This is a genomic window from Streptomyces sp. V4I2, assembly GCF_030817655.1.
In the GTDB taxonomy this organism is placed as follows: domain Bacteria; phylum Actinomycetota; class Actinomycetes; order Streptomycetales; family Streptomycetaceae; genus Streptomyces; species Streptomyces plumbiresistens.
The window spans coordinates 5,746,608-5,772,508 of record NZ_JAUSZM010000003.1; the positions used below are offsets into that span (position 1 = coordinate 5,746,608).

Below are 25,901 nucleotides of genomic sequence, written 5' to 3' on the forward strand. Positions count from 1 at the left end.
GGCCCTGGCCCTGGCTCCGGCCCTGGCTCCGGCCCCGGTCCCACCTCCCCCGTGGGCGCCTGACACCCGCAGGCGTGAGGAAACCCGCCCCCACCTGCCCGGACCGCGCACCGGATGCGCGCCGCCCGGTGGTGGAGCGAAAGCGGACGACCAGGGTGCCCACCACCGTTCGGGACACCCGGCTGAGCAGCAGTCCTGGCAAAAGGACTCACAGTGATGATTGCGGTGGCACCGCTCGGAGGTCTGACTCAAGGACTCACTGGCGCTTCGGCTGTCTGTCGGGAGAACCGTCGGCCTGTCGGGCGGTGCCACCGCGCGCGCGTGCCGGTCAGGCGTTCGTGACCTCATAGGAGCCCGGCCAAAGGTCCCATCACTGTCTTGTCCGTCCGCCCGACCGGCGCGTGCCCTCCCTGATGCGTCGTACGGAAGGACAGCACGTCCAGCATGGCAGCAGATGAGATAGCGGTCATTGGCGGGATCGACACCCACACCGACCTGCACCAGGCGGCCGCGATCGACACCGTGGGCCGGCACCTGGCCACCGAGCCGTTCCCGACCGGTCCCGCCGGCTATGAGCAGCTGCTCCACTGGCTGCGTTCGCACGGCGAGGTTCTGGCGGTAGGCATCGAGGGCACCGGCGCCTACGGGGCCGAGATCGCCCGTTTCCTGACCACAAAGGGTGTCACCGTCATCGAGGTCGACCGACCCGACCGCAAGGCCAGGCGGGACAATGGCAAGTCCGACCCGGTTGACGCCTACGCCGCCGCGACCGCCGTGCTGTCCGGCCGGGCCTCGGGCATTCCGAAGACCCGCAACGGGATCGTGGAGGCCATCCGCACCCTGCGGGTGGCCCGCAGTTCGGCCGTCAAGGCCCGCACCCAGACCATCAACCAGATCCGCACGCTCATCATCACCGCACCGGCCGCGGTGCGCGAGAGGCTGCGCGGCCTGGCCACCGGCGAGCTGATAGACGCCCTGGCCCGGTCCCGGCCCGTGGGCGACCTCGCGGATCCGGACTGCGCGGTCAGGATCACGCTGCGACGGCTCGCCCGCCGCTGCCAGCGGCTGGAGGAGGAAATCGCCGAAGCCGACGCGGACCTGGGCCCGCTGGTCACCCGGGCCGCACCACGGCTGATCGCTCTGCCCGGCGTCGGCCCCGAGAGCGCGGGCCAGCTGCTGACCACCGTCGGCGACAACCCGGACCGCCTGCGCTCGGAAGCATCCTTCGCCCACCTGTGCGGTGCCGCCCCGCTGCCGGCCTCCTCCGGCCGCACCAACCGGCACCGCCTCAACCGGGGCGGAGACCGCCAAGCCAACCGGGCCCTGCACACGATCGTGCTGGTCCGCATGCGCCACGACCAGCGCACCCGCGAGTACGTCGCCAGACGCACCGCCGAAGGCATGACCAAGAAGGACATCATGCGCTGCTTGAAACGGTTCGTCGCCCGCGAGGTCTACCAGCATCTACCCCGCCCTCACATCACCGCCGAACAGCTCAAACAAGCCGCTTGACGGTCTATAGGAGCTTCTCCCGCTCAGTCTCTAGGAACGGTTGGAAGGGAGATGGTCTGGACGCAAACGTCCCTGGCCCGTCGTGTCCTGACGGGGCGTCGGCGGCGCGGAGCCGGATGCCCTCGGCCACAGCTCGATCCGCGTGACCAGGGTCATCAACAACGCTCCGCGTCAGCCCGGAGCGAGGGCGTCGAACTCGTTGCCCTGGCCGAGGTCGAGGTCGAGGTCGAAGTCGAAGTCGGCGACGCCGAGGGCCCGCAGCCGGACGACCTCCGCCGCTTCACGGTCTTGGGCGTCGGGTGTGCGCAGGAGCTTGAGATACGGGCCGACGCCCTTTGCGGAGCGCAGCATTGCATGATCGTCGGTGACCTCGTGCAGGGTCCGGTCCATCGCCTCGTCCCAGAACCGGGCCATGGCCCGCGGATCGGTGCAGTCGGCCACGACCGCGGCGATCGGCCCGGTGTCGCGGTAGATCTCCCGGGGCTCCGCCACGCAGAACTCGTTGCCTTCCGGGTCGGTCAGGACCGTCCACGGGACATCGCCCTGGCCCACGTCGACGGGCGTCGCGCCGAGCTCCTTCAGGCGCGCGACCAGGTCCGCCTGATGGTCCGCGGAGGTGGTGGCGAGGTCGATGTGCACACGGTTCTTCACCGACTCCAGCCGAGCGCCTCCGCTCAGAACCGGCCGAGCGCGGAGTCGTCCCGAGCGTTCATCGCACTCCGAACAAGCCGCAATGCCATGCCCGCGATCCTGTGCACACCGCCCTGCGGCGGCTGGTCCGCAGCTCGCCGTACGCGTCACTTCCTGCGGACGGCCGCGAGCGCCAGCACCATGCTCGTGAGCAGCACGAACATCACGAGTGAGGCGAAGAACAGGACCTCGATCCCGCCGGCGTTCGCACCGGTGAGCGTGCCGTCCGCAGACGCGCATGCCACCTCCGGCGGAAAGCTCTGCCGGCGCAGGTCGCCGCAGGTGTTCGGCAGGTCGTCATTGAGAACGTACGCGTTCGCCCAGCACAGCGCCCAGCTGAGGAGGAAGACGCCCAGCGAGGCCAGGGAGAGACCCCGCAACGCGGTCGGGCGGTGGGCTGTCTCGGAGCCGGTCGGAGGTGCCGTCATGACCGGAGCGTACTGGCACGATTTTTTGGTGTGACCGGGTCAGTTACCACCCGCAGCCTCAGCGCCAGTCGGGTATGCCCGAGACGGGCGGCAGGTGGGCTTCGATCTTCGCTCGTACCTCACGCATCACCGAGACGATGCGGGCCTCGTGTTCCCGGGTCAGCCGGGCCACCGGGACCGAGCAGCTGATGGCGTCGGTGGCCGGTGCGTCGTACCGCAGGGCGAAGCCGAAGCCGGCGATACCGGTCACCGTCTCCTCGCGGTCGATGGAGTAGCCGCGCTCGCGCACCTGGGCCAGGTCGGCGAGCAGTGCGGCACGGTCGGTGCGCGTGTTCTCCGTGAGGGCCGTCAACGGCCCGCCTGCGACCGGCAGTTCGTCGTCGGGGCGCTCGGCGAGCAGCGCCTTGCCGAGGGCGCCGGCATGGGCCGGGACGCGGCGGCCGACGCGGCTGATGGTGCGCAGGTACTCGTGGGACTCACGGGTGGCGAGGTAGACGACGTCCGGGCCGTCGAGCCGTGCCATGTGGATCGTCTCGCCGAGCGCGTCCGACGCCTCGTCGAGGTACGGGCGGACCGTACGTATGCGCCGGTCGCCGTCGAGGTAGCTGGTGCCGGTGAGCAGGGCGCGGATGCCGATGCCGTAGAGGGAGCCGGTGGCGTCGGTGCGGACCCAACCGGAGTCGACGAGGGTCTGGAGCAGCTGGTACATGCTGCTGCGCGGCACGCCCAGTTCCTCCGCGAGCTGGTCCAGGCGTGAGGGCTGCTCGCCCCGCGCGGCGAGCAGTTCCAGCAGCGCCACGGTCCGGGCCGCCGACTTCACACCGCGGACACCTCTCCCCTCCGACATGGGCCCATCGTAAATCCGCGTCGATCCGAGTCTGCCCGACCCGTTGACCCACTCAGTTCACCCATCTAACCTCCATCTGCATACGTAGACGCCATCTGCATACGGGGATGAGCCACACAGTCGCCGGCGCCTGCGACTGCTCACCCAACAGTTCAAAGGAGAACTGCCATGCCTCTCCTCGTAGTCGGGATCAGTGTTCTGGTCCTGCTTCTCCTGATGACCAGGCTGAGGCTCAACGGCTTCGCGGCCCTCCTGCTCGTGGCGGTCGGCGTCGCACTGGTCCGGGGCATCCCGGTGGCCACCATCCCGGACGTCCTCTCCGAAGGCATCGGGGACCAGATCGGTGACACCATGCTCACCATCGGACTCGGCGCCATGGTCGGCCGTGTCATGGGGGACTCCGGCGCCGCACAGCGGATAGCCGGCAAGCTCCTCGACGCCTTCGGCCCGCGCTGGGTCCAGGTGGCCATGGTGGTCACGGCCATGCTGATCGGCGTGACCATGTTCTACGAGGTCGCTTTCATCATCATCGTGCCGATCGCGTTCACCCTGGTCAGGGTCACCGGAACGAAGCTGCTGTGGGTCGGCCTGCCGATGTCCATCGCCCTGTCCACCATGCACAGCTTCCTGCCGCCGCACCCCGGCCCCACCGCCGTCGCCGCGACCTTCCATGCCTCCGTCGGACTGACGCTCTTCTACGGCCTGTTCATCGCCGTTCCCGCCGGCGCGCTCATCGCCCTGACCTGGCCGCGCCTTCCGTTCATCAGGGCGATGAACCCCTCCATCCCCAAGGGCCTGGTCAGCGACCGCGAGTTCACCGACGAGGAGATGCCCTCACTGGGCTGGTCGCTGTTCGTGGCGCTCTTCCCCGTGGCGCTGATCGTGGCCGCCGCCGTGACCGACATGGCCACCTCCAGCGAGAGCCCGTTCCTGAACTTCGTCGCCTTCATCGGCTCGGCACCGATCGCACTGCTGCTGACGCTGTGCCTGGCGGTCTGGGCGTTCGGGCCGCGGATCGGCCGGAGTCTGGAGGAGGTCGGCGCCTCCTGCACCTCGGCGGCCAAGGCGATGGCGATGATCCTCCTGGTGATCGGCGCCGGCGGGGCTTTCAAGAACGTCCTCGTCGAAGGCGGGATCTCCGACTACATCAAGGACGCCACGGACGGCTGGTCCATCTCGCCGATCGTCCTCGCCTGGCTCGTCGCCGTCATCCTCCGCATCGCGCTCGGCTCGGCCACGGTCGCCGTCGTCACGGCCTCCGGCGTGGTGCTGCCGCTCCTGGCGGGCAGCGGGGTCCACCCGGAGATGATGGTGCTCGCCGTCGCCTGCGGTTCCATCGCGTGCTCCCACGTCAACGACCCGGGATTCTGGCTGTTCAAGGAGTACTTCAACCTCTCCGTCATCGAAGCGATCAAGGTCCGTACCACCTATACGACGGTGCTGGCCGTCCTCGGCCTGGGAGGCGTCCTGGCGGCCGAGTGGGCCCTCGACGTCCTCAGCCTGTAACTCGACTCATCCATGACACAAGGGACTTGGACCATCATGAGCAGTCAGCCGACCGTCACCGAGTTCGCCGTCTACCCCGTCGCCGGCCGCGACTGCATGGAGCTGAACCTCTCCGGCGCGCACGGCCCGTACTTCACCCGCAACATCGTCGTCCTCAAGGACTCGGAGGGCCGTACGGGACTGGGGGAGGTGCCCGGCGGGGAGAAGATCACCCAGACGCTCCGCGACGCCGAAGCCCTCGTCCTCGGTGCGAAGGTGGGCGACTACAAGCGTGTCCTGCGCGAGATCGGCGACCGGTTCGCCGACCGCGACGCAGGGGGACGGGGCGCCCAGACCTTCGACCTGCGGACCACCGTTCACACGGTCACCGCCGTCGAGTCGGCGCTGCTCGACCTCCTCGGGCAGCACCTCGACGTGCCCGTCGCCGCGCTCCTGGGAGACGGCCAACAGCGGGACTCCGTAAGAGTGCTGGGCTATCTCTTCTACGTCGGCGACCCGGACCGGACCGACCTGGAGTACGTCCGCGAACCGGACTCGCCGGTGGAGTGGTACCGGGTCCGGCACGAGGAGGCCCTGTCGCCGGAGGCGATCGTCCGCCAGGCCGAGGCGGCCTACGACCTCTACGGGTTCCGGGACTTCAAGCTCAAGGGCGGCGTCCTTGCGGGTGCCGAGGAGGTGGCGGCCGTACGCGCCCTCAAGGACCGCTTCCCCGAGGCCCGGATCACCCTCGACCCGAACGGCGCGTGGTCACTGCGTGAGGCGATCGAGCTGTGCCGGCCCCTGGTCGGCACGCTCGCCTACGCCGAGGATCCCTGCGGAGCCGAAGGCGGCTACTCCGGACGGGAGATCCTCGCCGAGTTCCGCCGCGCCACCGGCCTTCCCACCGCGACCAACATGATCGCCACCGACTGGCGCCAGATGACCCACGCCCTGGCCCTCCAGTCGGTGTCCATCCCGCTGGCCGACCCCCACTTCTGGACCATGCAGGGCTCGGTGCGCGTGGCGCAGCTGTGCAACGCGATGGGCCTGACCTGGGGCTGCCACTCCAACAACCACTTCGACATCTCCCTGGCCATGGTGACCCACTGCGGCGCCGCGGCCCCGGGCGAGTACAACGCCCTGGACACCCACTGGATCTGGCAGGAAGGGCTGGAACGGCTCACCACCTCCCCACCGCGCATCGTCGGGGGCGAGATCGCCGTCCCGGACGGCCCGGGACTGGGCGTCCGCCTCGACATGGACCGGCTCCTCGCGGCCCACGACCTCTACCGGGAGAAGGCGTTGGGGGCACGCGACGACGCCGTCACCATGCAGCACCTCATCCCGGGCTGGGAGTTCGACGGCAAGCGCCCCTGCCTGGTGCGGTAGACGATGAGGTCGAGCACCCGCGATCAGCATGCCTCGACGATCCCGCCCGGACGGCAGGTCCTTCCCTCGGCCGGACAGCCGATTCGCCGCGGCACACCTCGGCCATTCGGCCGACCCGCCGGCCGGCCGTTGTTGCCTAGCCTTCGACCGTGAACACGAAAACACCGTTCCCCGCAGGGCGTGCTCGGACCCGGCGTCTCCAACTGAACCTGCCGGTCGTCTCGTTGGCGACCTACGCCGGTCTTGCCCTGCTGTGGCTGTTCGACGTGATGGCCTGGTCGTCATGGGACGTTCCGGCAGGGGTCACGGACTCCGAGGTGGACCGGCTCGGTGTCGTGCCCCTGTGCAGCGGGCTCGTGGCGGCCCTGATCCTGCTCCTGCCCGCCCGCTGGATACGTCTGGAGACCCGGGCCTGGCTCACCGCCCTCCTCTCACTGGCGCTGACCGTCTTCGCTGTCACCACCCACCTGCTGCCGGAAGAGTGGAGCTTCCTGGAGCTCGCCTGCCTGCTGATCCTGCTGGTGCGCGTCTGCCGTACGACGTCGGCACCCGCCGTCGCGGTGGCGCTGGTCGTGACGCTCGGCGGCGCGGCGATCGTCGTTCCCTACCGGATGTGGGGCGATCCGCTCTGGCCGAGCAACTTCGCCACCTTCATCACGGTGACCGCCGGCGGGGCGATCGCCCTGGGCTGCTACCTGCGGTCGCTGGACGCCCGCCGGGCCCGTGCGGTCGTCGCCGTGCGCGAGGGCGAGCGGATGGAACTGGCCCGGGATCTGCACGACTTCATCGCCCACCATGTCACCGGGATCGTCGTCCAGGCGGACGCCGCCCGTGCCGTACTGCCGATCGCCCCCGACCAGGTCGACCCGATCCTCGAGAACATCCGCAAGGCCGGGATGGAGACGCTGGACTCGATGCGCCGCCTGGTGCGCGTGCTGCGCGAAGAGGAGAACCGCACGCTGCGGCCCGGCGAACTCGTCCCCCAACTCGCGAAGATGGTCTCCGACTTCTCCTCGGGCGGCGAGCAGGACGCGAGCCTGCACCTGGGGACGGCGGCCCGTGCGACGAAACTCGCGCCCGAGGTGGAGACCTCCGTGCAGCGCGTCGTGCAGGAGGCGCTGACCAACGTGCGCCGGCACGCCCCCGGTGCCACGGTCGCGGTCCGCGTCGACGCCGAGGACGACCGGCTGCGGGTGGAGGTACGCAACTCCGCCCCCCGCGAACGGTCCGCCGTCCCGGCCGGGGGGCGAGGCGGCTTCGGCATCGTCGGCCTGCGCGAACGCGTCGAGGCGGTCGAGGGCACGCTGGAGACGGGGGGCACGGCGGACGGCGGCTGGCGCGTCACCGCCGCCTTCCCCGTACTGTCCACAGCTGTGGAAGGATCGCCGGCGTGAGCACCTCCGCGACCAGGGTCCTGATAGCCGACGACCAGGAGATGGTGCGCACCGGATTCCGCATGATCCTGAACACCCAGCCCGGCATCGAGGTCGTCGGCGAGGCGCAGGACGGCGCCGAGTGCGTGGAAATGGCCCGCCGGCTGCGCCCCGACGTCTGCCTGGTCGACATCCGGATGCCGAAGCTGGACGGCCTGGACGTCACCCGGGCGCTGGCCGGGCCCGGCGTGCTGGACCCGCTCCGAGTCGTGGTGGTGACCACGTTCGACCAGGACGACTACGTCCACACCGCACTGAGCAACGGCGCCTGCGGCTTCCTGCTCAAGGACGCCGGTTCCGCGCTGCTCATCGAAGCCGTACGGGCCGCGGCACGGGGCGACGCACTGGTCTCGCCCGCCGTGACCCTGCGCCTGCTGGAGCAACTGCAGGACCGGCAGCCGCCCTCGGCGCACCGCGGTGGCGCGGCGTCCCACCCGCTGACCGACCGTGAGCTGGACGTCGCGCGACTGGTGGCGGTCGGCCGGACCAACCAGGAGATCCGCGCGGAGCTGGTCCTGTCCCTGTCCACGGTGAAGACGCACCTCACGAACATCCAGAGCAAACTGGGTGTGCGCAACCGCGTCGAGATCGCCGCCTGGGCCTGGGAGAACGGCGCGGTCCGACCGCCCCGCTGACACCTGTGACGGACAACACCTCCGCGGGAAAGCCGTCGAGCCGGCCGGGGCGTCTGTCAGGCGTGAGATCACGACAGGGAACGTTGGCGGAGGCGGACGAGGAACGGCTCGTCCGCCTCGTCGCCAAGGGCGACCGCGCCGCATTCGAGGAGTTGTACCGGCGCACGTCGCCGTGGATGGCGGTGCGGCTGCGCCGCCGCTGCTCGGACGAGCAGATCGTCGCCGAGGTCATGCAGGAGTCGTATCTGGCGGTGTGGCGGGCGGCCGGCGCGTTCGGCGGCTCGGCGGTCGGCGGCTCGGCGCTCGGCTGGCTGTGGACGATCGCGTCCCGCAAACGCGCTCCGCACGCTGCCGGCATCCGAACAGCGGGCGCGGGTGGCCGCGCTGCGGGCCGCGGCCCTGTTCTGCGAGGGCGACCTGCTGGACGTACTGGCGGGGAAGGGGGCCCGGTGAGGTGGGTGACGCTGTACGCGCGCTCCCGGCAGGTACCCGCCTCGCTGGCCCTCGTGCTGATCGGTGCGGGACGGTGTGGGCGCTCACGCAGGGCACGGGCGAGGGGCCGGGGGATCCGAGGACGGCCGCACTGGTGCTGACCGCGGCGGTCGCGGTGGCCGCGGCAGGACTGAGCGGGCAGGACCACACGCTGGACCGGACGGCCGCGTTCGGCTGGGTGCCCCGGCGTGCGGCGCATGTCCTGCTCATCGGCGCGGTCACCTGGGCGGTGCCGCCGGCCCTGGCGGTCATGGGCGACGGCCTGGCACCTACGGGGTTCATCGTGCGGGACGCCGCCGGGCTGACGGGACTGGTCGCGATCGGGGCCGCGGCGTTCGGCGGGCGATACGGCTGGACCCTGCCGTTCGGCTGGCTCTCGGCGGCGCTCTTCGTCCCGCCCTCGGCCGGGGGACCGGTCAGGTGGCCACCTGGATGCTGCAGCCCTCGGACACCGCCGCCGCCACCTGGACGTCGCTGACCCTCGCGGCCGTAGGCACGTCGGCCTACGCGCTGGCGGGCCTCCGGCGCTGACGCGGGGTTGTGAACGCCATCAGTGCCCGCTGATCAGCCGTGTACGCTGACGGCCATGGTGCGCCCGTTACTGCCGCAACCGTGGATGCACAGGGCTTACGACCTGGCACTCGCGGTGCTGGTGGCCTACACGACGTTGTTCTACGACACGGGCTACGACCAACTCATCGGCCTTTCCATGGCGTTGGCCGTGGTGTTCCGCCGTCGCGCTCCTCTGACCGTCATGGCGGTCGTCGCCGCCCTCGCCCTGACGCAGTATCTGCTGGCCGCCCTCGCCGAGCCGTTGGCGGGCGAACTCACCGGATACGACATCGCCCTCCTCATCGCGATGGTGACGGTGGTGATCCACGCCGAGGAGACGTGGAGGGCCTATACCGCCGGTGCCATCGTTGTCGTGGGCAACGTGCTGGCCTTCGGCGGGATCTCCTCGCTCAGCTCGGCGGCCGACTGGGACGAGTTCAACGAGAACCTGACCTTCACCGGGATCTGCGCGGCGGTGTGGCTGACCGCGTACGTACTGCGGACCCGTCGGCTGTTGGTGGCGGCCCTGGAGGAGCGTGCCGCCGGCGCCGAGCGGGAGCGTGCCCACCTTGTCCGGCTGGCCGCCGTCGAGGAACGCGCGGCGATCGCCCGTGAGTTGCACGACGTGGTGGCGCACAGCCTGGCCGTGATGATCATCCAGGCGGACGGGGCCAGATACGCGATCGCCGCGGATCAGGACAAGGCCAGCAAGGCGATGCAGGCGGTCGCGGGCACCGGCCGGGACGCGCTCGAGGACATGCGCAGCATCGTGGAGGTGCTGCGCGGTACGAAGAAGTCCGGCACCGACGGCGACGGCGATGGCGACGGCGGCCGTGAGGGTGCCGACGACCGTCGCCGGGTCGGGCTGGCCCATCTGGAACCGCTGGTGGAGCGGGCCCGCGCCGCCGGACTCCACGTGGACCTGCGCGTGGAGGGTGAGCCGCAGGGGCTCTCGACCGCCGAAGAGCTGACCCTCTTCCGGATCGCCCAGGAAAGCATGACCAACGCGCTGCGGCACGCCGGACCCGAGGCACACGTCACCGTCACGCTGGAGTTCCGCGACGGCACCGCCGTACTGGAGGTCCTCGACGACGGGGCCGGAAAGCTGGCGGGCTCCGCTCCCGTGCTGCCCGGATCGGGCGGCAACGGGCTGGTGGGCATGCGGGAGCGGGTCGATGTGCACGGCGGCCGGTTCACCGCCGGCCCCCGGCTCGGCCCGGGATGGCAGATCAAGGTCGAACTTCCGGCGAAGGCGGCGGCATGAACGGCGGAACGAACGGCGGCATGAGCGGCGGCATGAACGGTTCGGGTGCTGCGGCGAGCCCGATCCGGGTGGTGGTCGTGGACGACCAGCCCCTGGTGCGCGCCGGGTTCGCCATGGTGCTGGACGCACAGCCCGACATCGAGGTCGTCGGAGAGGCGGGGGACGGGGCGGAGGCGCTGGCGCTGCTGGAGCGGACCACGGCCGATGTCGTCGTCATGGACATCCGCATGCCCGTCATGGACGGGGTGGAGGCCACCGAGCGGATCGGCGAGCGCCCGAACCCGCCCAAGATCCTCGTCCTCACCACGTTCGACACCGACAACGACGCGTTCGCCGCGCTCCAGGCCGGCGCGAGCGGCTACCTGCTCAAGGACGTGCCGCCCGAGGACTTCCTCGCCGCGATCCGCGTGGTGGCGGCGGGTGACTCCGTCGTGGCCCCCCGGCTGACCCGCCGGCTGCTCGAACGGTTCGCCGGCCAACTGGTGCCCGCCCCCGAGCCGCAGGACGACGACCGGCTGGCCGTCCTGACCGAGCGGGAGCGGGACGTGCTGGAACTGGTCGGCCGCGGACTGTCCAACTCCGAGATCGCCGCTCGCCTGTACGTCGCGGAGACAACCGTGAAGACGCACCTCGGGCGGATCCTCACCAAGCTGGAGCTGCGCGACCGGGTGCAGGCCGTGGTGCTGGCGTACCAGACCGGGCTGGTCCGGCCGACCGGCTGATCCTTCCGGTGTAGGAAGCGGTCGCGCCTCGGCGTACGACCCGGGTCGTACGAGCGCGTGCCCGGGGGTCGTTTCCCGATCGGATGTGCGTGAAAGCCGCCTCCGCAAGGATTGTTGACGAAACGAAAGCACGTTTCACCGACGATTCTCCGGGGGCATCCGATGGTTATCACCGTTCAGAGCGACAGCCGCAGCAAGAAAGCGCTGGTATTCGGGATATCCCTAGCGGTCGTGGTGATGGCGGCCGTGGGAATCGGCGGCGCCTATTGGTTGCAGCAGCGCGATGCGCCGAGCCAGGCGTCGGCGGCCGACTGCGCTCTGGCCCAGAAGATCATCGACGAGGCGCAGAAGCTTCCCGCGGACAAGGCAGCCGTCGCGAAGTGGCGTAAGGACACGCGTGACCTGCGCATCGCGGAGATGAAGGACGGCTACCTCGGGCTGCGGATCGCCACGTACGAGCAGTGGGCCGCCGACCATGCGACGGGTGCGGCCGAGGCACCGACGAAGCAGGAACTGGCCGACATGACGAAGACGGCCAATTCACATTGCACCGAGGCCAAACGCACTCTCGTGGTCCCGCAGATCGCGTCGTCCTGACGTATTTCAACGCCACGAGGCAACGCAGCCGAAACAGCTACACAGCCGAAACAGCTACACAGCCGAAACAGCTACACAGGGGAATCAGACCCATGGGAATCCGCGCCATCGCGCACAGAACTGAAAGCATGTCCCGCCACGTCGGCGACGACACCGCCGTCGGCGCGGAGGACCTCGTCAAGGTCTACGGCCATGGCGACACCGGCGTACGAGCCCTGGACGGGGTGACCGTCGGCTTCGCACGCGCCCGCTTCACCGCCATCATGGGGCCGTCGGGTTCCGGCAAGTCCACCCTCATGCACTGCCTGGCCGGCCTCGAAACCGCCACCTCCGGGCGGGTGCTGATCGACGGTACGGACCTCACCGGCCTGTCCGAGCGGGCGCTGACCACCGTACGGCGGGACCGGATCGGCTTCGTCTTCCAGTCGTTCAACCTGCTGCCGCAGCTGACCGCGAGGCAGAACATCACCCTGCCGCTCGACCTGGCCGGCCGGCCCGTCGACCAGGAGCTGCTCGGCCATCTCATCGGCGTCCTCGGCATCGGCGACCGGATGACCCACCGGCCCGGTGAGCTGTCCGGCGGCCAGCAGCAGCGGGTCGCGCTGGCCCGCGCCCTGGTGGCACGGCCCGCCGTGGTCTTCGCCGACGAGCCCACCGGCAATCTCGACTCCCGCTCCGGCGCCGAAGTACTGGGCTTCCTGCGGGACTCGGCGCGTGACCTCGGGCAGACGGTCGTCATGGTGACCCACGACCCGGGCGCCGCCGTGTACGCCGACCGCGTCCTCGTCCTCGCCGACGGCCGCGTCGTCGAGGACCTGGACACCCCCGGCCGGGCATCGGTAACCGACGCGCTGCAGAACCTGGCGGGCACCCGATGAGCCGGGGCCCGGGGCCGCGTCCTGAAGAGCGTCCGGGACCGCTGGCCGCCGTGCTGCGCACCCAGCTCGCCGGGGCGCTGGCCCGGCCCGGTCGGCTCCTCATGACCGGACTGTCCGTGCTCGTCGCCGCGTTCGTCGTGTTCGGCACCGTGATGGCCCAGCAGATCACCGAACAGACCACCGTCGACCGGTTCCGCGGCACTCCCGAGGCCGCCGACCTGGTCGTGCTGGGGGACGACGACGTCATCACCGACGCGCAGACCAAAGCCGTCCAGGCGATACCGGGAGTCGCCGAGGTCGCCGCCCGTACGGAGAACGGGGTGTCGCTCGCCGAGGTCTCCCGACGCTATCTGGAGCTTCAGGGCGACCCCGGGAGCGGACCGCTGTCGCGGGTGCGGCTCGTGGCGGGCGGTTACCCGGACGGCCCCCTCGAACTGGCCGTGAACCGGCAGGCCTCGCAGCGACTGGACATCGAGCCGGGCGACCGGGTCGGCCTGCTCGTCCCCGTGGGCGGGGACGCCGAAGCGGAAGACGGCACCGAGGGGACGCGGACGGTCACCGTGACCGTCACGGGTGTGGTGGAGGCGAACTCCGACCGGGAGGCCACCGGTTACGCCCCCGCCGCCGCCCTCAACGCGATGGGACACATAGAGGGCTATCCGCGGATCGACGTCCGCGCGGAAGACGGTGTCTCCGCCGAGGCCCTGACCGAGCGGCTGTCCGCGGTGTTCCAGCGCACCGACGGTTCGGCTTTCGAGTTCGTCCCCGGTGCCACCGTGCGCGCCGAGGAGGCCCGGGCCGCGGTGGACCAGTACGCGGACGTCTTCCGGCTCATCGCGATGTTCCTGGCGATCGCTGTCGTGGCCGCCGCCCTCGTCGCGACCTCGACGTTCCGGGTCGTCTTCGACCAACGCCTGCGCCAACTGGCGCTCCTGCGCACCATCGGCGCCCACCGCGGCCAGCTCGTCCGCGCGCTCGCCGTCGAGGGCGCACTGGTGGGACTCATCGCCGGTACGGCCGGCGTCCTGCTGGCGCTCGGCGCCGGATACGCCGCCCCGGTGATCGCCGACGCGGCCGGACTGAGCCTCTCGGCGCCCGCGGTGCCCGTCGTCGCGGCCGTGGCGGTGGTGCTCGGCGCCGTCCTGGTGACCGTAGGCGCGGTGCTCGCCCCCGCGACGTCCGCCGCCGGGGTCTCCCCGCTGCAGACGCTGCGCAGCGCCGGCACCCTGGCGGGCGAACGCGGCATCGGCCGTGCGCGCCTCGGCATCGGCCTGCTCCTCACCGTCTGCGCCGCGGGACTGGCCGCTGTGCTCCTCGGGGATCTGCCCGAACCGGGCGACCTGAACTACGACTCGGTCGCGGGCCTGATGCTGACGGTCCTCTCGGCCACCCTGGCGTTCCTCGCGCTGATCACCCTCGGCCCGCTGCTCGTACGCCCGTTGCTGGCGGCCGCCGGGTGGCCGCTGCGCCGGCTCGGCCCCACCGGGACACTCGCCGTCGGCGGCATCGGCGGTGCCCCGCGCCGCGCGGCGGCCGTGTCGGTCGTCGTCGCGCTCGGCGTCGCCCTGGTCTCCGGCACCCTGGTCGGCATCGCCACCCTGCAGGGCCACATGGACCGGGAACTGGCGGCCCAGGCCCCCGCGGATTTCGATGTGAGCGGCACCGTGAGCGCCGGTGAAACCACGAACGGCAAGGTCAGCGGCCTCAGCACCGATCTCGTACGCCGCCTCGAGGCCGTACCCGAGCTCGCCGACGCGACCGCATACCGGCAGACCGATGTCTCCGTCAGCGGCATGGAGGCGTCCGCCGTCGACCTGGACCCGACCGCTCTGCCCTCCTCACGGCTGCTTCGCCCGGTGAGCGGCTCGCTGAGCGATCTCGGTCCGGGTGAAGTGATCGTGAGCAGCAGACTCGCCAGGGGACTCGGCATGGCGGCCGGTGACAGCATCACCTTCACCACGGCGAACAAGGACACCGTCCGAATGTCCGTCGCGGCCACGCTGCCCGACGGAGGCCCCTTGGGCGCCGACGCCATCGTCACGCCGGGAGACCTGGACAAGATGGGCGCCTCGCCGCTGCCGGCCGGTGTCCTGGCGAATGCCGCCGAGTCGGGACAGGCGGCCCGCAACGCGGCGGAGCAGGCGATTCGCAAGACCGTCGGCGCGAACAGCGCGATCGAGCTGAGGATCCTCGCGGAGGAGCGCGACGACAGCGAGGCCGACATCGAGATGGTGGCGATCCTGTCGCTCGGTCTGCTCGGGCTCACCGTCCTCATCGCCGTCGTCGGCGTCGGCACGACGACCGGCCTCACCGTGCTGGAACGCACCCGCGAGTCAGGACTGCTGCGTGCGCTGGGACTCGGCCGGTCCGGGCTCCGCTTCCTGATCGGCATGGAGGCCGGCCTGTACGGCGTCCTCGGCGGCGTCCTCGGTCTGGCTCTCGGCGTGCCCTACGCCTGGCTGTCGGTCCGGCTGCTGAACCTCGGGGCGCCACTGCTGCTGCCGTACGGACAACTGCTGGCGGTCTTCCTGGGGTTGGTGTTCGTCACCGCGCTCGCCGGACTGCTGCCCGCCCGGCGCGCCGCCCGGGTCAGCCCGGTGGTGGCACTGGGCACCACCGAATGAGTCCGGAGCCGGGAGAGACCGGGAGAGAAACGAACCCATGCCGACGAGCGAACTCAACCACTGGATCCAGTACGCGATGGATCTCCTGGGAATCTTCGCCTTCGCGCTCTCCGGAGCACTGCTTTCCGTCCGCAAGGACTTCGACATCTTCGGAACGGTCACTCTCGCCGAGGCGGCCGGCCTGGGCGGCGGACTCTTCCGCGACCTCGTCATCGGTGTCACCCCCGTGGCGTTCGCCGACCTCGGCTACTACCTGGCGCCGCTCGGCGCGGCCCTGATCGTCTTCTTCGGCGCGACCACCCACCACGACAACTCCCTCTTCGACGGGTTCGACGCGGCGGCACTGGGACTGTTCAGCGTCACCGGGACGATCAAGGCCCTCACCCATGGCTTCGGCCTCACGGCCGCGGCCACGCTCGGGGTGGCCACGGCCGTCGGCGGTGGAGTCCTCAGCAGCCTGCTGGCGCTCGAAGTGCCGCCCCTCCTGCGCTGGAACGGTGATCTGTACGCGCTGCCCGCCCTCGTCGGCGCCGGCGCCGTGGCACTGCTGCACGCCGTCGAGTCGCTGAACGTCCTCACCGCGGTCGGTGCGGCCCTGGCGGCCTTCCTCCTGAGACTGCTCGCCCTCCGCCGCCACTGGCGCACCCCTCGCTCGCGGATGTGGCGCGACCCTTTCACCGGACTGCGACAGCAGCCGGGCTCCGCGCAGTCGGGGGGTGGTGCGCAGTCGGGGGGTGGTGCGCAGTCGGGGGGTGGTGCGCAGTCGGGGGGTGGTGTGCCGTCGCGGGGTGGTGCGCCGTCGGGGGGTGCGGCCGCGGTCCATGGTCAGTACCCGGCGATGGAGGACACCCTTCGCATCCGGCTCCCCGGCCGGCACACGCCGTCGCGGCCGAAGTGATCAGAACCGGATGCGACCGCCGGGCAGAACGGCCGAGCGGCGGGTCGGCCGAATGGCCGAGGTGCGGTACGCGGAATCGGCTCCCCGGCCGAGGGAAGGACCTGCCGTCGGGCGGGATCGTCAAGGCATGCAGATACTCAACGTGATCCAGATCAGCATCGCCGTCCTCGCCGGGCTCTGCCTCCTCGTCGCGGGAGTGTTCTCCGTCCTGACCTCCCTCAGCGGTGCGGGTACGGAGGGACTCGTCGCGGGACGTGCGGCCCGGGCGCCGGAACCGTACCTGTCCACACGTCGGCGGAATGCCGACCGGCGTGACCGCAGCCACGGCGGCCACGGCGGCCACGGCGGTTCGGCTGAGCGGCCGCCGCTGCCCACCCGCCGCCCGGGCGCGGCCTTCCCAGGGCCCTGCTGACCGAGTGCCGCCCCGCCGAGAAGACCCGTCGCGCCGGAGAAGAACGAAGAGACAGAGACATGGAAGAACACGGAGGTCTCATGAGGTCTGCCACGCCGACGGCCGCCCGTCGGCCCGCGGGCGGGGACAACCCAGGCGGGGACAACCCGGGCGGGGACACCCCGGCCGGACGGTCGGGTGCCGACGGGATCGACACGCCCTCCGGGCCCTGTGTGGTGTTCTCGCTCGACCGGGCGCGCAGCGGGCCACTGTTGCGCGAGGCGCGCAGAACTCAGCTGCTGCCTCCCGTGGTCCACCCCTGGGGAGCGCTCCACGCCTACGCGGAACTGCTGACCGGACGACCGCGACCGCTGGCGGTCCTCGACGTGCCGGACGAGAGATGCGCGTACGGCCTCCCACACCGCGTCGAGCTGCTGCGGCGGCTGGCACCCGTGACCGTCCTCGTGCCCGAGGGCACCTGCCCGGCGCCGCTGCTCGAAGCGGGTGCCACCAACGTCCTGGCGCGCGGCATGCCGGTCGACGAACTGGCCGCCAGGCTGGTGGCGGACCAGCGCTGGCTGGCCAGGAAGGAAGTCAAGGAAGCCTGCACGCCCTGGTACCAGGGGGTGCAGGGGCAGGGGCAGGGGCAGGGGCAGGGGCAGAGGCAGGCGCAGGCGCAGGGCCAGGAGCTGTCGCCGTCCCACCTGCTTCCCCACCAGGCTTCGCAGAAGGTTCTGCTCGGTCTCTTCCTCACCGATCCCCAGCCCTGGTGCTGCCACGACCTGACGCGTCTGCTGGGCTCCGCCGAACAGCCGCTGGCCCGGGCCGCCCTCCGCGCCCGGATGCTGCGGCTGACCCCTCTCCTCGACCGCCTGGGCCTGGCTCTGTGCAGGACCGGCCGCTGGGGGCGCTTCTCCTACACGGTCGTGTCCTCGGCCGGGCACAGCCAGGCTGCGCACAGCGCGGCCTGAAGCGTCACAGCCCTCGCTGGAACGCGCGGCAGCAACAAGAACCGCTGCTCTCCGACCACCCGTATCCCGAACGCCCGTAATGACAACCACGCAGGGGGAACCACCATGCGCACCATACGAATCGCCACCACCATCGCCGCCTCCGCCGCCCTGGCCCTGACCCTCACCGCCTGCGGCGGTGATGACGACAACGGGGCGGCCAAGCCGACGCAGGCATCGTCGGCCGCCGCGTCCGCGACGCCCACCACCGCCACCTCGCCGTCGGGGACCCCTTCGGCCTCCGTCCCGGAAACCGGACAGCCGGCGCCCACCGCGGACGGCGGCAGCACCGGTTCACAGACCAGCGGGGGGAGCTCGTCGAACGGGAACGGGAACGGAAACGGGAAGAACCCCAGTAGCGGCAGCGGCAGCAGCACAGCCCAGCCCGCGGACTGCGCGACCGGCTCGCTGAAGTTCACGGCCGACCAGGTCTCCCGGCCCGTCAACCACATCGTCATCAAGGCCACCAACAACGGCTCGCGGCCCTGCAACCTCCTTGCCTTCCCGCTCCTGGCGTTCGAGAAGGACGCGCAGGCCGCCACCGCCGAGATCGAGGAGAGCCGGCCGCAGGCCGTCGTCACCCTCGCCCCCGGCGCCACCGCCTACGCCGGCGTGACGACCTCGTCCGGCGACGGCAGCGGCGAGCGGTCCGTCCGCAGCTCCGTCATCAGCCTGCACCTCCACGGCCGAAACGGCGGCAGCATCGGCGGCGCAGCGAAGATTCCAGCGCCCGGCGGCTCCCTCTATGTCGAGCCGAGTGCGGCCAAGGTGACGTACTGGCAGGACAACATGACTGACGCCCTGACCTGGTGAACGCGGTGTGATCTTTTCAGCCACCCCCGATGCACTCCGCAGCCGCGGCGAAAGCGGCAGGAAACGGGTCGTACCGGTCGCGCACCCGAGCGGTACGCGGGCGGTACGCGGGCGTTGCGCCGGACTGATACCGGCGTTCCGGGCCGATCCGTACAGGTTCTGAGGCACTATCCAGTGGTGCTCCCCCCGATATCCCGGCTGCCGGTGCCCGGAACGGGGATACCGGATGCCGCACCGCAACCGCAGTGGCTGAAAACGTGTCTTTGGACGCGTGGCCGAAGCTCCGGGGCGGGTGAGTTTCCGGTAGCACGTGCGGCCTTGGGGGGCTGGGATGAACACATGGGGAGTGCCCGGATACGCGGAGTCGGTGGAGCTCGGATCAGGGGCGAGCGGGCGGGTCGTCCTGGCCGTGCACGAGGAGACCGGCGTGCCGGTCGCGGTGAAGTACCTCAGCGAGTCACTGCGCACCCGGCCGGGCTTCGTACGCGAGTTCAGGGCGGAGGCGCGGCTGCTCGGCGGCCTGGACAGCCCGTACGTCACCGGGTTGTACGAGTACGTCGAGAGCCCGGACGGCGCCGCCATCGTGATGGAGCTGGTGGACGGTGTCTCGTTGCGGACCCTGCTGACCAGGGAGAGTCCGCTCGATCCCGAGGCCGCGCTCGTGCTCCTCAAGGGGTCGTTGCTCGGCCTGGCCGACGCGCACCGAGTCGGCGTCGTCCACCGCGACTACAAACCGGCGAACGTCCTGGTCGTACCGGACGGATCGTCCAAGCTGGTCGACTTCGGGATCGCGGTGGACTCCGGCACCAGCGTCGGCGTGGCGGGAACCCCCGCCTACATGGCCCCGGAGCAGTGGACCGGCGCGCCCGCCTCGCCCGCCGCCGACGTGTACGCGGCCACGGCCACCTTCTTCGAGTGCCTGACGGGCCACAAGCCGTACTCGGGTGACAATCTCGCCGAACTCGCGCTGCAGCACGTCGACGCGCCCGTCCCGGCCGAGGAGGCGCCCGAGGCGGTGCGAGAGCTGGTCCGGCGCGGTCTGGCCAAGGACCCGCGGGAACGGCCCACCCACGCCGAGGAGTTCGTCACGGAACTGGAGGCGGTGGCCGGCGCCGCCTACGGGCCCGACTGGGAGGAACGCGGCCGCGGCCGGCTCGCCGCGCTGATGGCCCTGGTGCCGCTGCTGCTGCCCTCGGCCCGCGGTGCCCCACGTACCACGACGGACACCGCACGCACGGTCCTGAGCCGCGAACCGGGCCTCGGCTGGGCGCGGTCGTGGCGTCCCGGCCGGCCAGGGATGCTGGTGGCCGGTGCGGCCGTACTTCTGGCGGTCCTCCTCACCTACGGCATCCAGCACACCCCGCTGGGAACGGATCCGCAGCAGGCGGCGCAGGCCCTGGCCACCACCAGAGCCCAGCCCGGTGTGGAGTCGGGAGAGCTCATCGCTCCGCCGATCGCGTCGGCGAACTCGTCCCCGCCGCCCCCGACGTCCACCGTGTCACCCAGCCTGTCGCCCTCGGCCCCGGCGACACCTGGCACCGACGAGCCTTCGGCGTCCGCCACCACGGCTCCGGCTCCGGCCGCCCCGCAGACGACGACACCCGGCGCGGCGACCACCGAGGCGACGCCGACGACCACCGCCCCCACCTCGCCGGCCGCTCCCGCCGTCAAGGACGTCGCGGTGTCGGGCTTCCGGCAGACGGGGCCGACGACCGCCTCGGCAACGATCGACATCACCACGGACGGCACCGGACCGCTCTCCATCACCGTCTCGTGGTTCACGGGCGACACCGGGGGACAGCCCGGCACCCCGGACGGTGCGTCCCAGACGTTCGAGCGCAGCGGCGCCACCCAGTACACGCTCACCGTCGACCACACCTTCCAGGGCAAGGGCTGTTACTGGACGGTGCAGGCCACGACCACTCCGGCCGCCGCCGACGGCGGCGCCTCACAGCAGCTTCTGACCAGGGGGTGTGTCATCGGATGAGCGCTCACAACGACCGCACTCCCGCGTCCGCCGAGGACCGGGATCCCACCCGGGTCCTCGGCTCCGCCGAAGAAACCCGGGTGCTCGACCCGGCCGACGAGACCAGGGTGCTCGGCCCCGCCGACCATCACACCTCCACCCTCCACCTGGGTCCCACCGACGAACACGCCCCGAGCGACGAACTCGGCTCCGCCGACGCCGAGTACAGCGCCACGGTGCTGGCCAGCCACTGGATCCAACGGCCCGAGCCGGACACCACCACCCTCGTCGGGCCGCCCTCCACGGGGACCCTGACGCCGCCGACGCCGCCCGACCGTGCCGAAGGCACCGTGCTGCGTTTCGGCCCGGGGGTGACAGCCGCCGCGCACCGTACCCACAGGACGCTGCCCGCCCTGCCGCCGCCTCGCGTGCCCCCGCGCCGGCGCCTGCGAAGACACGCGCTGCCCGCGCTCGTGCTGATCGTCGTCCTCGCCTTCCTCGCCTGGCAGCGCCTCGGGCCCTCCGTCGAGGTGCGTACGGCGGCGGTCACGGCCCGGCCGACGGCTCTGGGATGCGACGGCACAGCGGACATAGTCGCCCTCGTCGCCACGAACGGCCGACCGGGCACGCTCTCCTACCGCTGGACCCGAAGTGACGGCACCGCCTCGGGCGTCCTGCACGAAGTGGTGGTCCGGGGCCAGAGACAGGCACGTCTGCACCTGTTGTGGACCTTCCAGGGCAAGGGCCACTACACGGCAGGGGCCGAACTACGGATCCAGTCCCCCGCCCACCGCACGATCACCACCCACTTCACGTACGACTGCCCCTGAAGCGACCCGGCACGGCGCAGGTCAACTGCCGGTCCGTGCGGGTGCCTTGCCGTGCTGGTCGACGACCGCGCGCTTCATGATGGCGCTGGTCCCGAGCAGGGTGTCGGAGGTGATCCCCTTGACCTCGTCCTTGGTGATGTACGAGCGCGAGCCGAGGAAGGCGAGGGTGTCCTTGTCGAAGATCCATTCGTCACGGGTCGCGGAAGAGGCGTCTTCCCGGGTGACGGCGATGCCGTGACGGCCGGCGGCGTCGACGGCGTCGGGGATCTCCTTCACGCCGGGGATCCTGGCGGCTGCCTTGTAGAACGCAGCGGCGTTCGCCGGCGGCATGATCGTTTCGCTGATCAAGCTGCCGATCTGGGAGAAGACGGCCTGCTCCTTGGACTCGCCTGCGTCAACCCTGGTCTGGGCGTTGAGAAACTTGAGCAGCGCATCCGGGTCCGTGGGCAGAGAAGCCAGCCACTTGTAGGTGGGGTGATGGATGCCCGCCGGGACGGGAGCGGAGGACTCGATGGGGATCAGCTGACCGGGCATCACGGCCCCCTTGCCGGATGAGCGAATCCACCCTTGCCCGGTGACGGGGCCGGGGTCCTGCGACATCCAGACCTCCCGCTTGTTCAGGGCACCGAGCCGCACGGGACCGTCGAAGGTGCCCTCGTTGGAGCGGCCCAAGCTCTCGACGTACACGAACTGCCCGTCCTTCACCGGCGTCACGTCGGTGGCCATGGCTGCTACGGCGATCCGGTCGAGAACGGCGGAGGCGGAGGCGCTGTCGGTGCCGGCGGCTCGGGTCGCCGGGGCGGAGGTGTCGTCACCGCCGGAGAGCGTGACGATCAGCGCGCCGGCCAGTGCCATCGACGCGAGGGGCAACAGCACGACGCCACGAGCCAGTCGACGGCGTGGTGTCGGGCGCGCCGGGGTGGTGGAAGCGGTGCGGTCGTGGTCGATCTGCTGCATCAGTACGTCCCTGAAGTGGAGGTGTCTGCTCGGCGGGAGGTCCCATTCGGCCGGAGCCGACAGCAGCTCTTCGCTCTCACTCCTGACGGAAGCGGCGTGCGACGGATCACTACTGTTCATCCTGTTTCCTCCTGCAGAAACATGGCCGCGAACGCGGCCTCACTCTCCTTCTCTCCGCGAGGGCCCCGCGGTTCCGCCTTCACGCGGTCGGATTGCCCGGAGCTGATCCGGGTAAGCCGCGCCCGGGCACGCGACAGCCGCGACCGCACGGTGCCGACCGGGATGCCGAGCGCCTCGGCGGCCTGTTGGTAGTCCAGACCGGCCGACACGCACAGGGCGAACACCTCCCGGTCTTGGCGGCGCAACCGGCCCAGCGCCTCGTGAACCACCGCGAGACGGCGGGCGTCATCGATCCGGCCGGCCGCCTCCTCCGCGAAGTCCTCGACGGCACGGGGTTCCGGGCTGCGCGCCAGGAAGGCGAGCCGTCGGCGCAGCCCACGGTTGGCGTTGTGCGCCTTGTGCGTGGCGATGCCGAGCAGCCAGGGCTTGAGCGAACCGCCCTCCGGCTCCACGGTCTCCCGGGTACGCCAGGCGGCGAGGAAGGTCTCCGACATGGCCTCCTCGGCCTCCGACCAGTTGCCGGTCAGGCGCAGGGCATGGTTGTAGACCGCCCGCGCGTGCTCGTCGTACAGGTCGGCGAACGCCGCACGGTCCCCTGCCCGTATGCGCGCACGCATCGATTCCGGTGGTTCTGTTTGCCTCACACTCACTACTCTCCGCGGGTCCGGCGGAGTTCCTGTGGCCTCCGCCACACCGCCACACCGCTGCACGCGGGTCCGGAAGCCTTGGCGGATCTGGAGGTCGGTAACCACGAGGTCGGTAACTACCTGGACGCACCGCGCGATCCGAACACGTACGACCAGAAAGCGGCCGTCCTCCGGAACGCGGTCCCGTGTTCCATTCCGCCCGCACCTTGTGGAACGCCCTGTCGGAGCTGATCGCGTGAACACCCTCTGGAAGAGCCTGCCCAGCGACGTCGTCCCGGACGTGGTCGACGCCGAGCCGCTCTCCGGCGGCGCGGTGAACGACGTCTGGCGGCTGACCCTCGCCGACGGAAGGGCGTACGTCCTCAAGGGATCCGTCGACGCTCCGCCCGACCTGTTCCCGCTGGAGGCGGCCGGACTCAGGGCGCTCCATGAACGCGCGGGCATCCGTACGCCCCAGGTGTTCGAGCTGAGCGAGCACCACCTCCTCAGGGAGGCGCTGCACCCCCGGCCCGACACGGACGAGTACTGGGAGGCCGCGGGCCGGACCTTCGCCACGCTGCACAACGTGCGCGGCGACCGGTTCGGCGGGGACACCGACGGATGGCTCGGCCTGCTTCCCCAGGAGAACGGCTGGGCCGACGACGGCCACGAGTTCTTCGCCGAGCACCGAATCCGCCGTTACCTGCGCGAGCCCAAGGTCCGCCAGGCCCTCCAACCGGCCGACCTGGCGGGCCTGGAACGGATCTGCGAACGCCTCCCGCAACTCGTCCCGACATCTCCCAGCGTGCTCAACCACGGCGACCTCTGGCGCGCGAACATCGTCGCGGACCCGGCCGGCGAACCCGTGTTCCTCGACCCGGCGGTGTGCTGGAAGTGGGCCGAGTCCGACCTCAGCATGACGTACTGCAAGGTCCTCCTGGTGGCTTGACGAACCACCGAGCTCTGGGACGGCGCTGGCCGGAAGGGCGCGGTTGCGGGAGCACACGGAGCAGGTCTCAGCGGGCGAATTGCACCGGCCAGGGAACCCGATGACGGCAGGGCCTGAGGTCGCCCTCGCCTGCCCGGCGGCGACGGGCGACGAGAAGAAGAGGAGGAGCAGACAAGTGTCGCCTGATGACCATCAGGTGACCGCTGTCTGGCAGGTGATGTGTGGGGTCACAGGAAATGATCGGGGAGCGTCACCGCGAGCGATCAGCCGCCGATGCGCCGCGCGAAACACCCCGACCGCCCCGGAAGGAATCTCACGCCATGACCGCGACCGCGCCCAAGGCTCCGACTGCACCAGGGGTGCGGTCCTGGTGGGGAATCCCGTTCGCCACCGCCGAGCGGTACCGCCGCCCCGTGGTCGCGGATTTCGATCCGTACCGCCCCTATGACCGTAAGGGCGTCGTCTCTGTCCAGCCCGACAGCGGCGACTGGCTCGAAGCGGACAGCGGGATGGGCGAGGACTGCCTGAACCTGAACGTGTGGGCTCCCGAGCAGCCGACCGGGAAGGCGCTTCCGGTGGCCGTGTACATCCACGGCGGCGGATTCGAGTACGGCGCGAACACGCAGACCACCTCGAACGCCGCCGGTCTCGCCGCGTCGGGGCGAGTGGTGAGCGTGTCGGTCAACTATCGGCTCGGCGCACTGAGCGCGCTCTCGCTCTCGCAGTACGGCGGGCGGCTCGCCGAGGCCGGCAACCTGGGCCTGCAGGACGTCGTCGCCGCGCTTGCCTGGGTCAAGCAGAACATCGCCTCCTTCGGTGGCGACCCCGACGACGTCACCGTCTTCGGCCACAGCGCCGGCGCCTACTTGGCCCTCGGGCTGCTCGGGGCCTCCTCCGCGGACGGCCTGTACCGGCGACTGGCCGGGTTCTCCGGCGCGCCCTCGCGTCTCGTCCCGGCCTGGTGGGCCGAGGAGCTCGCGGAGCGGTTCGTCACCGAACTCGGTGTCGCGGGCAACCCCGACAAGCTGATCGATCTCGACGCGGCCTCCCTGGTGGCCGCCCTGCGCAAGGTCTGTCCGACGGATCTCGGAGTCCGTGGCGGGATGGACAACCAGAGCCTCGGCGTCGTCCTGGACGCCGACCAGCCCGGCGGGGTGCTGCACGCCCACCCCCTGGACGTCCTGGCCTCGGGCTCGCACCGGGACATCGACGTCCTCCTGAGCACGGCCAGTGACGAGATGGGCTGGTGGGTGGCGAACGACCTCGACCGGTTCGACCCGCACACCGTCGACCGCGTCACCGACGAATTCGCGGGGTGGCGCATTCCCCGCTCCCGCGCCAGGAAGATCATCGACATCTACGACCAGGGCGGCCGCACCCCTGCCGAGGTCCGCGCCGCGTCCCTGACGGACTACATTTTCACGCTCCCCGCAGCCCGCGGCGCTCTGGCCCACGCCGCCGCGGGCGGCAACGCCCATCTCCTCGCGATCGGGCCCGCCGAGGGCGCGCCCGCCGTGCACGGCACCGAGATGTACGCCCTGGTCGGCCAGGAACAGCCAGGGCGCAGCCCCGAACAGGCCGACCGTGACACGCGTATCCGCGACATCGTCCTCGACTTCGTCACCGGCGAGCAGACCTGCCTGTGGCCCGCCGTCACGGACCGGCCCACCTCGGGAGGTGTCGGCAACCCTCCCTCCGAGCCCAGCGCCCACTACCAGGCGGTCCTCGACCTGTTCGCGAACATCGCCCGCCCCTGACGGCCGTCGGACGATACGGAACAGCGCACCAGGGGG

23 protein-coding genes and 2 pseudogenes are annotated in these 25,901 nt (G+C 71.0%); 20 read left to right on the forward strand and 5 right to left on the reverse strand.

From position 1 onward, the window contains the following. The first annotated feature begins 444 nt into the window (after nt 1-444). A complete protein-coding gene (locus QFZ76_RS27220; protein WP_307672140.1) occupies nt 445-1,512 on the forward strand; it encodes an IS110 family transposase in 1,068 nt (355 codons plus the stop codon). A gap of 171 nt (nt 1,513-1,683) precedes the next feature. Here the strand turns inward: QFZ76_RS27220 and QFZ76_RS27225 are convergent. The 3 genes and pseudogenes from QFZ76_RS27225 to QFZ76_RS27235 all read right to left on the reverse strand — a co-directional run. After that, nucleotides 1,684-2,166: pseudogene (locus QFZ76_RS27225) on the reverse strand (VOC family protein); the annotation flags it as partial. Between the two features lie 143 nt (nt 2,167-2,309). Further along, nucleotides 2,310-2,630 carry a hypothetical protein gene (locus QFZ76_RS27230; RefSeq protein WP_307676178.1) on the reverse strand — a complete coding sequence of 107 codons (321 nt, stop codon included), beginning with the start codon at nt 2,628-2,630 and terminating at the stop codon, nt 2,310-2,312. Between the two features lie 58 nt (nt 2,631-2,688). Further along, nucleotides 2,689-3,477 (reverse strand): IclR family transcriptional regulator, encoded by a 789-nt coding sequence (locus QFZ76_RS27235; RefSeq protein ID WP_307676179.1) that lies wholly within the window; start codon nt 3,475-3,477, stop codon nt 2,689-2,691. 168 nt (nt 3,478-3,645) lie between these two features. On the opposite strand from QFZ76_RS27235, the gene QFZ76_RS27240 reads away from it, so the two are divergent. The 17 genes and pseudogenes from QFZ76_RS27240 (at nt 3,646) to QFZ76_RS27320 (ending at nt 21,456) form a co-directional block, all read left to right on the forward strand. Further along, complete coding sequence (locus QFZ76_RS27240) at nt 3,646-4,983, forward strand: gluconate:H+ symporter (protein WP_307676180.1); 1,338 nt, start codon at nt 3,646-3,648, stop codon at nt 4,981-4,983. A gap of 36 nt (nt 4,984-5,019) precedes the next feature. Further along, on the forward strand, nt 5,020-6,351 hold the full coding sequence (locus tag QFZ76_RS27245) for an enolase C-terminal domain-like protein (protein WP_307676181.1): 1,332 nt from the start codon (nt 5,020-5,022) through the stop codon (nt 6,349-6,351). A 149-nt stretch (nt 6,352-6,500) separates the two neighbouring features. Next, nucleotides 6,501-7,745: a sensor histidine kinase gene (locus tag QFZ76_RS27250; protein ID WP_307676182.1), complete on the forward strand. Its 1,245-nt coding sequence runs from the start codon at nt 6,501-6,503 to the stop codon at nt 7,743-7,745. Then, nucleotides 7,742-8,419: a response regulator transcription factor gene (locus QFZ76_RS27255; protein WP_307676183.1), complete on the forward strand. Its 678-nt coding sequence runs from the start codon at nt 7,742-7,744 to the stop codon at nt 8,417-8,419. Before QFZ76_RS27250 ends, QFZ76_RS27255 begins: the two co-directional genes overlap by 4 nt. A gap of 62 nt (nt 8,420-8,481) precedes the next feature. Next, complete coding sequence (locus tag QFZ76_RS27260; RefSeq protein ID WP_307676184.1) at nt 8,482-9,012, forward strand: RNA polymerase sigma factor; 531 nt, start codon at nt 8,482-8,484, stop codon at nt 9,010-9,012. After that, the gene (locus QFZ76_RS27265; protein WP_307676185.1) at nt 9,006-9,389 is read left to right on the forward strand and encodes a hypothetical protein; all 384 of its coding nucleotides are present in this window, start codon (nt 9,006-9,008) and stop codon (nt 9,387-9,389) included. Before QFZ76_RS27260 ends, QFZ76_RS27265 begins: the two co-directional genes overlap by 7 nt. Nucleotides 9,390-9,497: 108 nt before the next feature. Next, complete coding sequence (locus QFZ76_RS27270; protein ID WP_307676186.1) at nt 9,498-10,727, forward strand: sensor histidine kinase; 1,230 nt, start codon at nt 9,498-9,500, stop codon at nt 10,725-10,727. Nucleotides 10,728-10,759: 32 nt separating this feature from the next. Then, entirely contained in the window at nt 10,760-11,449 is a 690-nt protein-coding gene (locus QFZ76_RS27275) for a response regulator transcription factor (RefSeq protein WP_307680144.1), read from the forward strand. A gap of 162 nt (nt 11,450-11,611) precedes the next feature. Further along, entirely contained in the window at nt 11,612-12,046 is a 435-nt protein-coding gene (locus QFZ76_RS27280; protein WP_307676187.1) for a hypothetical protein, read from the forward strand. Nucleotides 12,047-12,174: 128 nt separating this feature from the next. Then, entirely contained in the window at nt 12,175-12,924 is a 750-nt protein-coding gene (locus QFZ76_RS27285; protein WP_307676188.1) for an ABC transporter ATP-binding protein, read from the forward strand. 50 nt (nt 12,925-12,974) lie between these two features. Beyond that, complete coding sequence (locus QFZ76_RS27290; protein ID WP_307676189.1) at nt 12,975-15,548, forward strand: FtsX-like permease family protein; 2,574 nt, start codon at nt 12,975-12,977, stop codon at nt 15,546-15,548. Nucleotides 15,549-15,585: 37 nt separating this feature from the next. Continuing rightward, a pseudogene (locus QFZ76_RS27295) lies at nt 15,586-16,203 on the forward strand (trimeric intracellular cation channel family protein); the annotation flags it as partial. A gap of 370 nt (nt 16,204-16,573) precedes the next feature. Beyond that, complete coding sequence (locus tag QFZ76_RS27300) at nt 16,574-16,858, forward strand: hypothetical protein (RefSeq protein ID WP_307676190.1); 285 nt, start codon at nt 16,574-16,576, stop codon at nt 16,856-16,858. A gap of 80 nt (nt 16,859-16,938) precedes the next feature. After that, nucleotides 16,939-17,808 carry a hypothetical protein gene (locus tag QFZ76_RS27305; protein WP_307676191.1) on the forward strand — a complete coding sequence of 290 codons (870 nt, stop codon included), beginning with the start codon at nt 16,939-16,941 and terminating at the stop codon, nt 17,806-17,808. A gap of 105 nt (nt 17,809-17,913) precedes the next feature. Then, nucleotides 17,914-18,660 carry a DUF4232 domain-containing protein gene (locus QFZ76_RS27310; RefSeq protein ID WP_307676192.1) on the forward strand — a complete coding sequence of 249 codons (747 nt, stop codon included), beginning with the start codon at nt 17,914-17,916 and terminating at the stop codon, nt 18,658-18,660. A 331-nt stretch (nt 18,661-18,991) separates the two neighbouring features. Next, nucleotides 18,992-20,647, forward strand: a complete 1,656-nt coding sequence (locus tag QFZ76_RS27315) for a serine/threonine-protein kinase (protein ID WP_307676193.1) — start codon at nt 18,992-18,994, stop codon at nt 20,645-20,647. Further along, complete coding sequence (locus QFZ76_RS27320; protein ID WP_307676194.1) at nt 20,644-21,456, forward strand: hypothetical protein; 813 nt, start codon at nt 20,644-20,646, stop codon at nt 21,454-21,456. The genes QFZ76_RS27315 and QFZ76_RS27320 overlap by 4 nt, the downstream gene beginning before the upstream one ends. A 21-nt stretch (nt 21,457-21,477) precedes the next feature. Here the strand turns inward: QFZ76_RS27320 and QFZ76_RS27325 are convergent, their stop codons facing one another. Both QFZ76_RS27325 and QFZ76_RS27330 read right to left on the reverse strand, forming a co-directional pair. Beyond that, nucleotides 21,478-22,533 carry a CU044_5270 family protein gene (locus QFZ76_RS27325; protein ID WP_307676195.1) on the reverse strand — a complete coding sequence of 352 codons (1,056 nt, stop codon included), beginning with the start codon at nt 22,531-22,533 and terminating at the stop codon, nt 21,478-21,480. After that, nucleotides 22,530-23,150 (reverse strand): RNA polymerase sigma factor, encoded by a 621-nt coding sequence (locus QFZ76_RS27330; protein ID WP_307676196.1) that lies wholly within the window; start codon nt 23,148-23,150, stop codon nt 22,530-22,532. Before QFZ76_RS27330 ends, QFZ76_RS27325 begins: the two co-directional genes overlap by 4 nt. A 265-nt stretch (nt 23,151-23,415) precedes the next feature. Here QFZ76_RS27330 and QFZ76_RS27335 point away from each other — a divergent pair, with 265 nt between their 5' ends. Further along, nucleotides 23,416-24,108, forward strand: coding sequence for a fructosamine kinase family protein (locus tag QFZ76_RS27335; protein WP_307676197.1), 693 nt, complete (start codon nt 23,416-23,418; stop codon nt 24,106-24,108). Nucleotides 24,109-24,428: 320 nt separating this feature from the next. Further along, nucleotides 24,429-25,865: a carboxylesterase family protein gene (locus tag QFZ76_RS27340; protein ID WP_307676198.1), complete on the forward strand. Its 1,437-nt coding sequence runs from the start codon at nt 24,429-24,431 to the stop codon at nt 25,863-25,865. Nucleotides 25,866-25,901 lie beyond the last annotated feature (36 nt).

Coding starts and splice junctions, on each gene's coding strand:
- QFZ76_RS27220 (WP_307672140.1), top strand. CDS start 445: ATGGCAGCAGATGAGATAGCGGTCATTGGCGGGATCGACACCCACACC.
- QFZ76_RS27230 (WP_307676178.1), bottom strand. CDS start 2,630: ATGACGGCACCTCCGACCGGCTCCGAGACAGCCCACCGCCCGACCGCG.
- QFZ76_RS27235 (WP_307676179.1), bottom strand. CDS start 3,477: ATGTCGGAGGGGAGAGGTGTCCGCGGTGTGAAGTCGGCGGCCCGGACC.
- QFZ76_RS27240 (WP_307676180.1), top strand. CDS start 3,646: ATGCCTCTCCTCGTAGTCGGGATCAGTGTTCTGGTCCTGCTTCTCCTG.
- QFZ76_RS27245 (WP_307676181.1), top strand. CDS start 5,020: ATGAGCAGTCAGCCGACCGTCACCGAGTTCGCCGTCTACCCCGTCGCC.
- QFZ76_RS27270 (WP_307676186.1), top strand. CDS start 9,498: ATGGTGCGCCCGTTACTGCCGCAACCGTGGATGCACAGGGCTTACGAC.
- QFZ76_RS27275 (WP_307680144.1), top strand. CDS start 10,760: ATGAACGGTTCGGGTGCTGCGGCGAGCCCGATCCGGGTGGTGGTCGTG.
- QFZ76_RS27280 (WP_307676187.1), top strand. CDS start 11,612: ATGGTTATCACCGTTCAGAGCGACAGCCGCAGCAAGAAAGCGCTGGTA.
- QFZ76_RS27285 (WP_307676188.1), top strand. CDS start 12,175: ATGTCCCGCCACGTCGGCGACGACACCGCCGTCGGCGCGGAGGACCTC.
- QFZ76_RS27300 (WP_307676190.1), top strand. CDS start 16,574: ATGCAGATACTCAACGTGATCCAGATCAGCATCGCCGTCCTCGCCGGG.
- QFZ76_RS27305 (WP_307676191.1), top strand. CDS start 16,939: ATGAGGTCTGCCACGCCGACGGCCGCCCGTCGGCCCGCGGGCGGGGAC.
- QFZ76_RS27310 (WP_307676192.1), top strand. CDS start 17,914: ATGCGCACCATACGAATCGCCACCACCATCGCCGCCTCCGCCGCCCTG.
- QFZ76_RS27315 (WP_307676193.1), top strand. CDS start 18,992: ATGAACACATGGGGAGTGCCCGGATACGCGGAGTCGGTGGAGCTCGGA.
- QFZ76_RS27320 (WP_307676194.1), top strand. CDS start 20,644: ATGAGCGCTCACAACGACCGCACTCCCGCGTCCGCCGAGGACCGGGAT.
- QFZ76_RS27325 (WP_307676195.1), bottom strand. CDS start 22,533: ATGAACAGTAGTGATCCGTCGCACGCCGCTTCCGTCAGGAGTGAGAGC.
- QFZ76_RS27330 (WP_307676196.1), bottom strand. CDS start 23,150: ATGCGTGCGCGCATACGGGCAGGGGACCGTGCGGCGTTCGCCGACCTG.
- QFZ76_RS27340 (WP_307676198.1), top strand. CDS start 24,429: ATGACCGCGACCGCGCCCAAGGCTCCGACTGCACCAGGGGTGCGGTCC.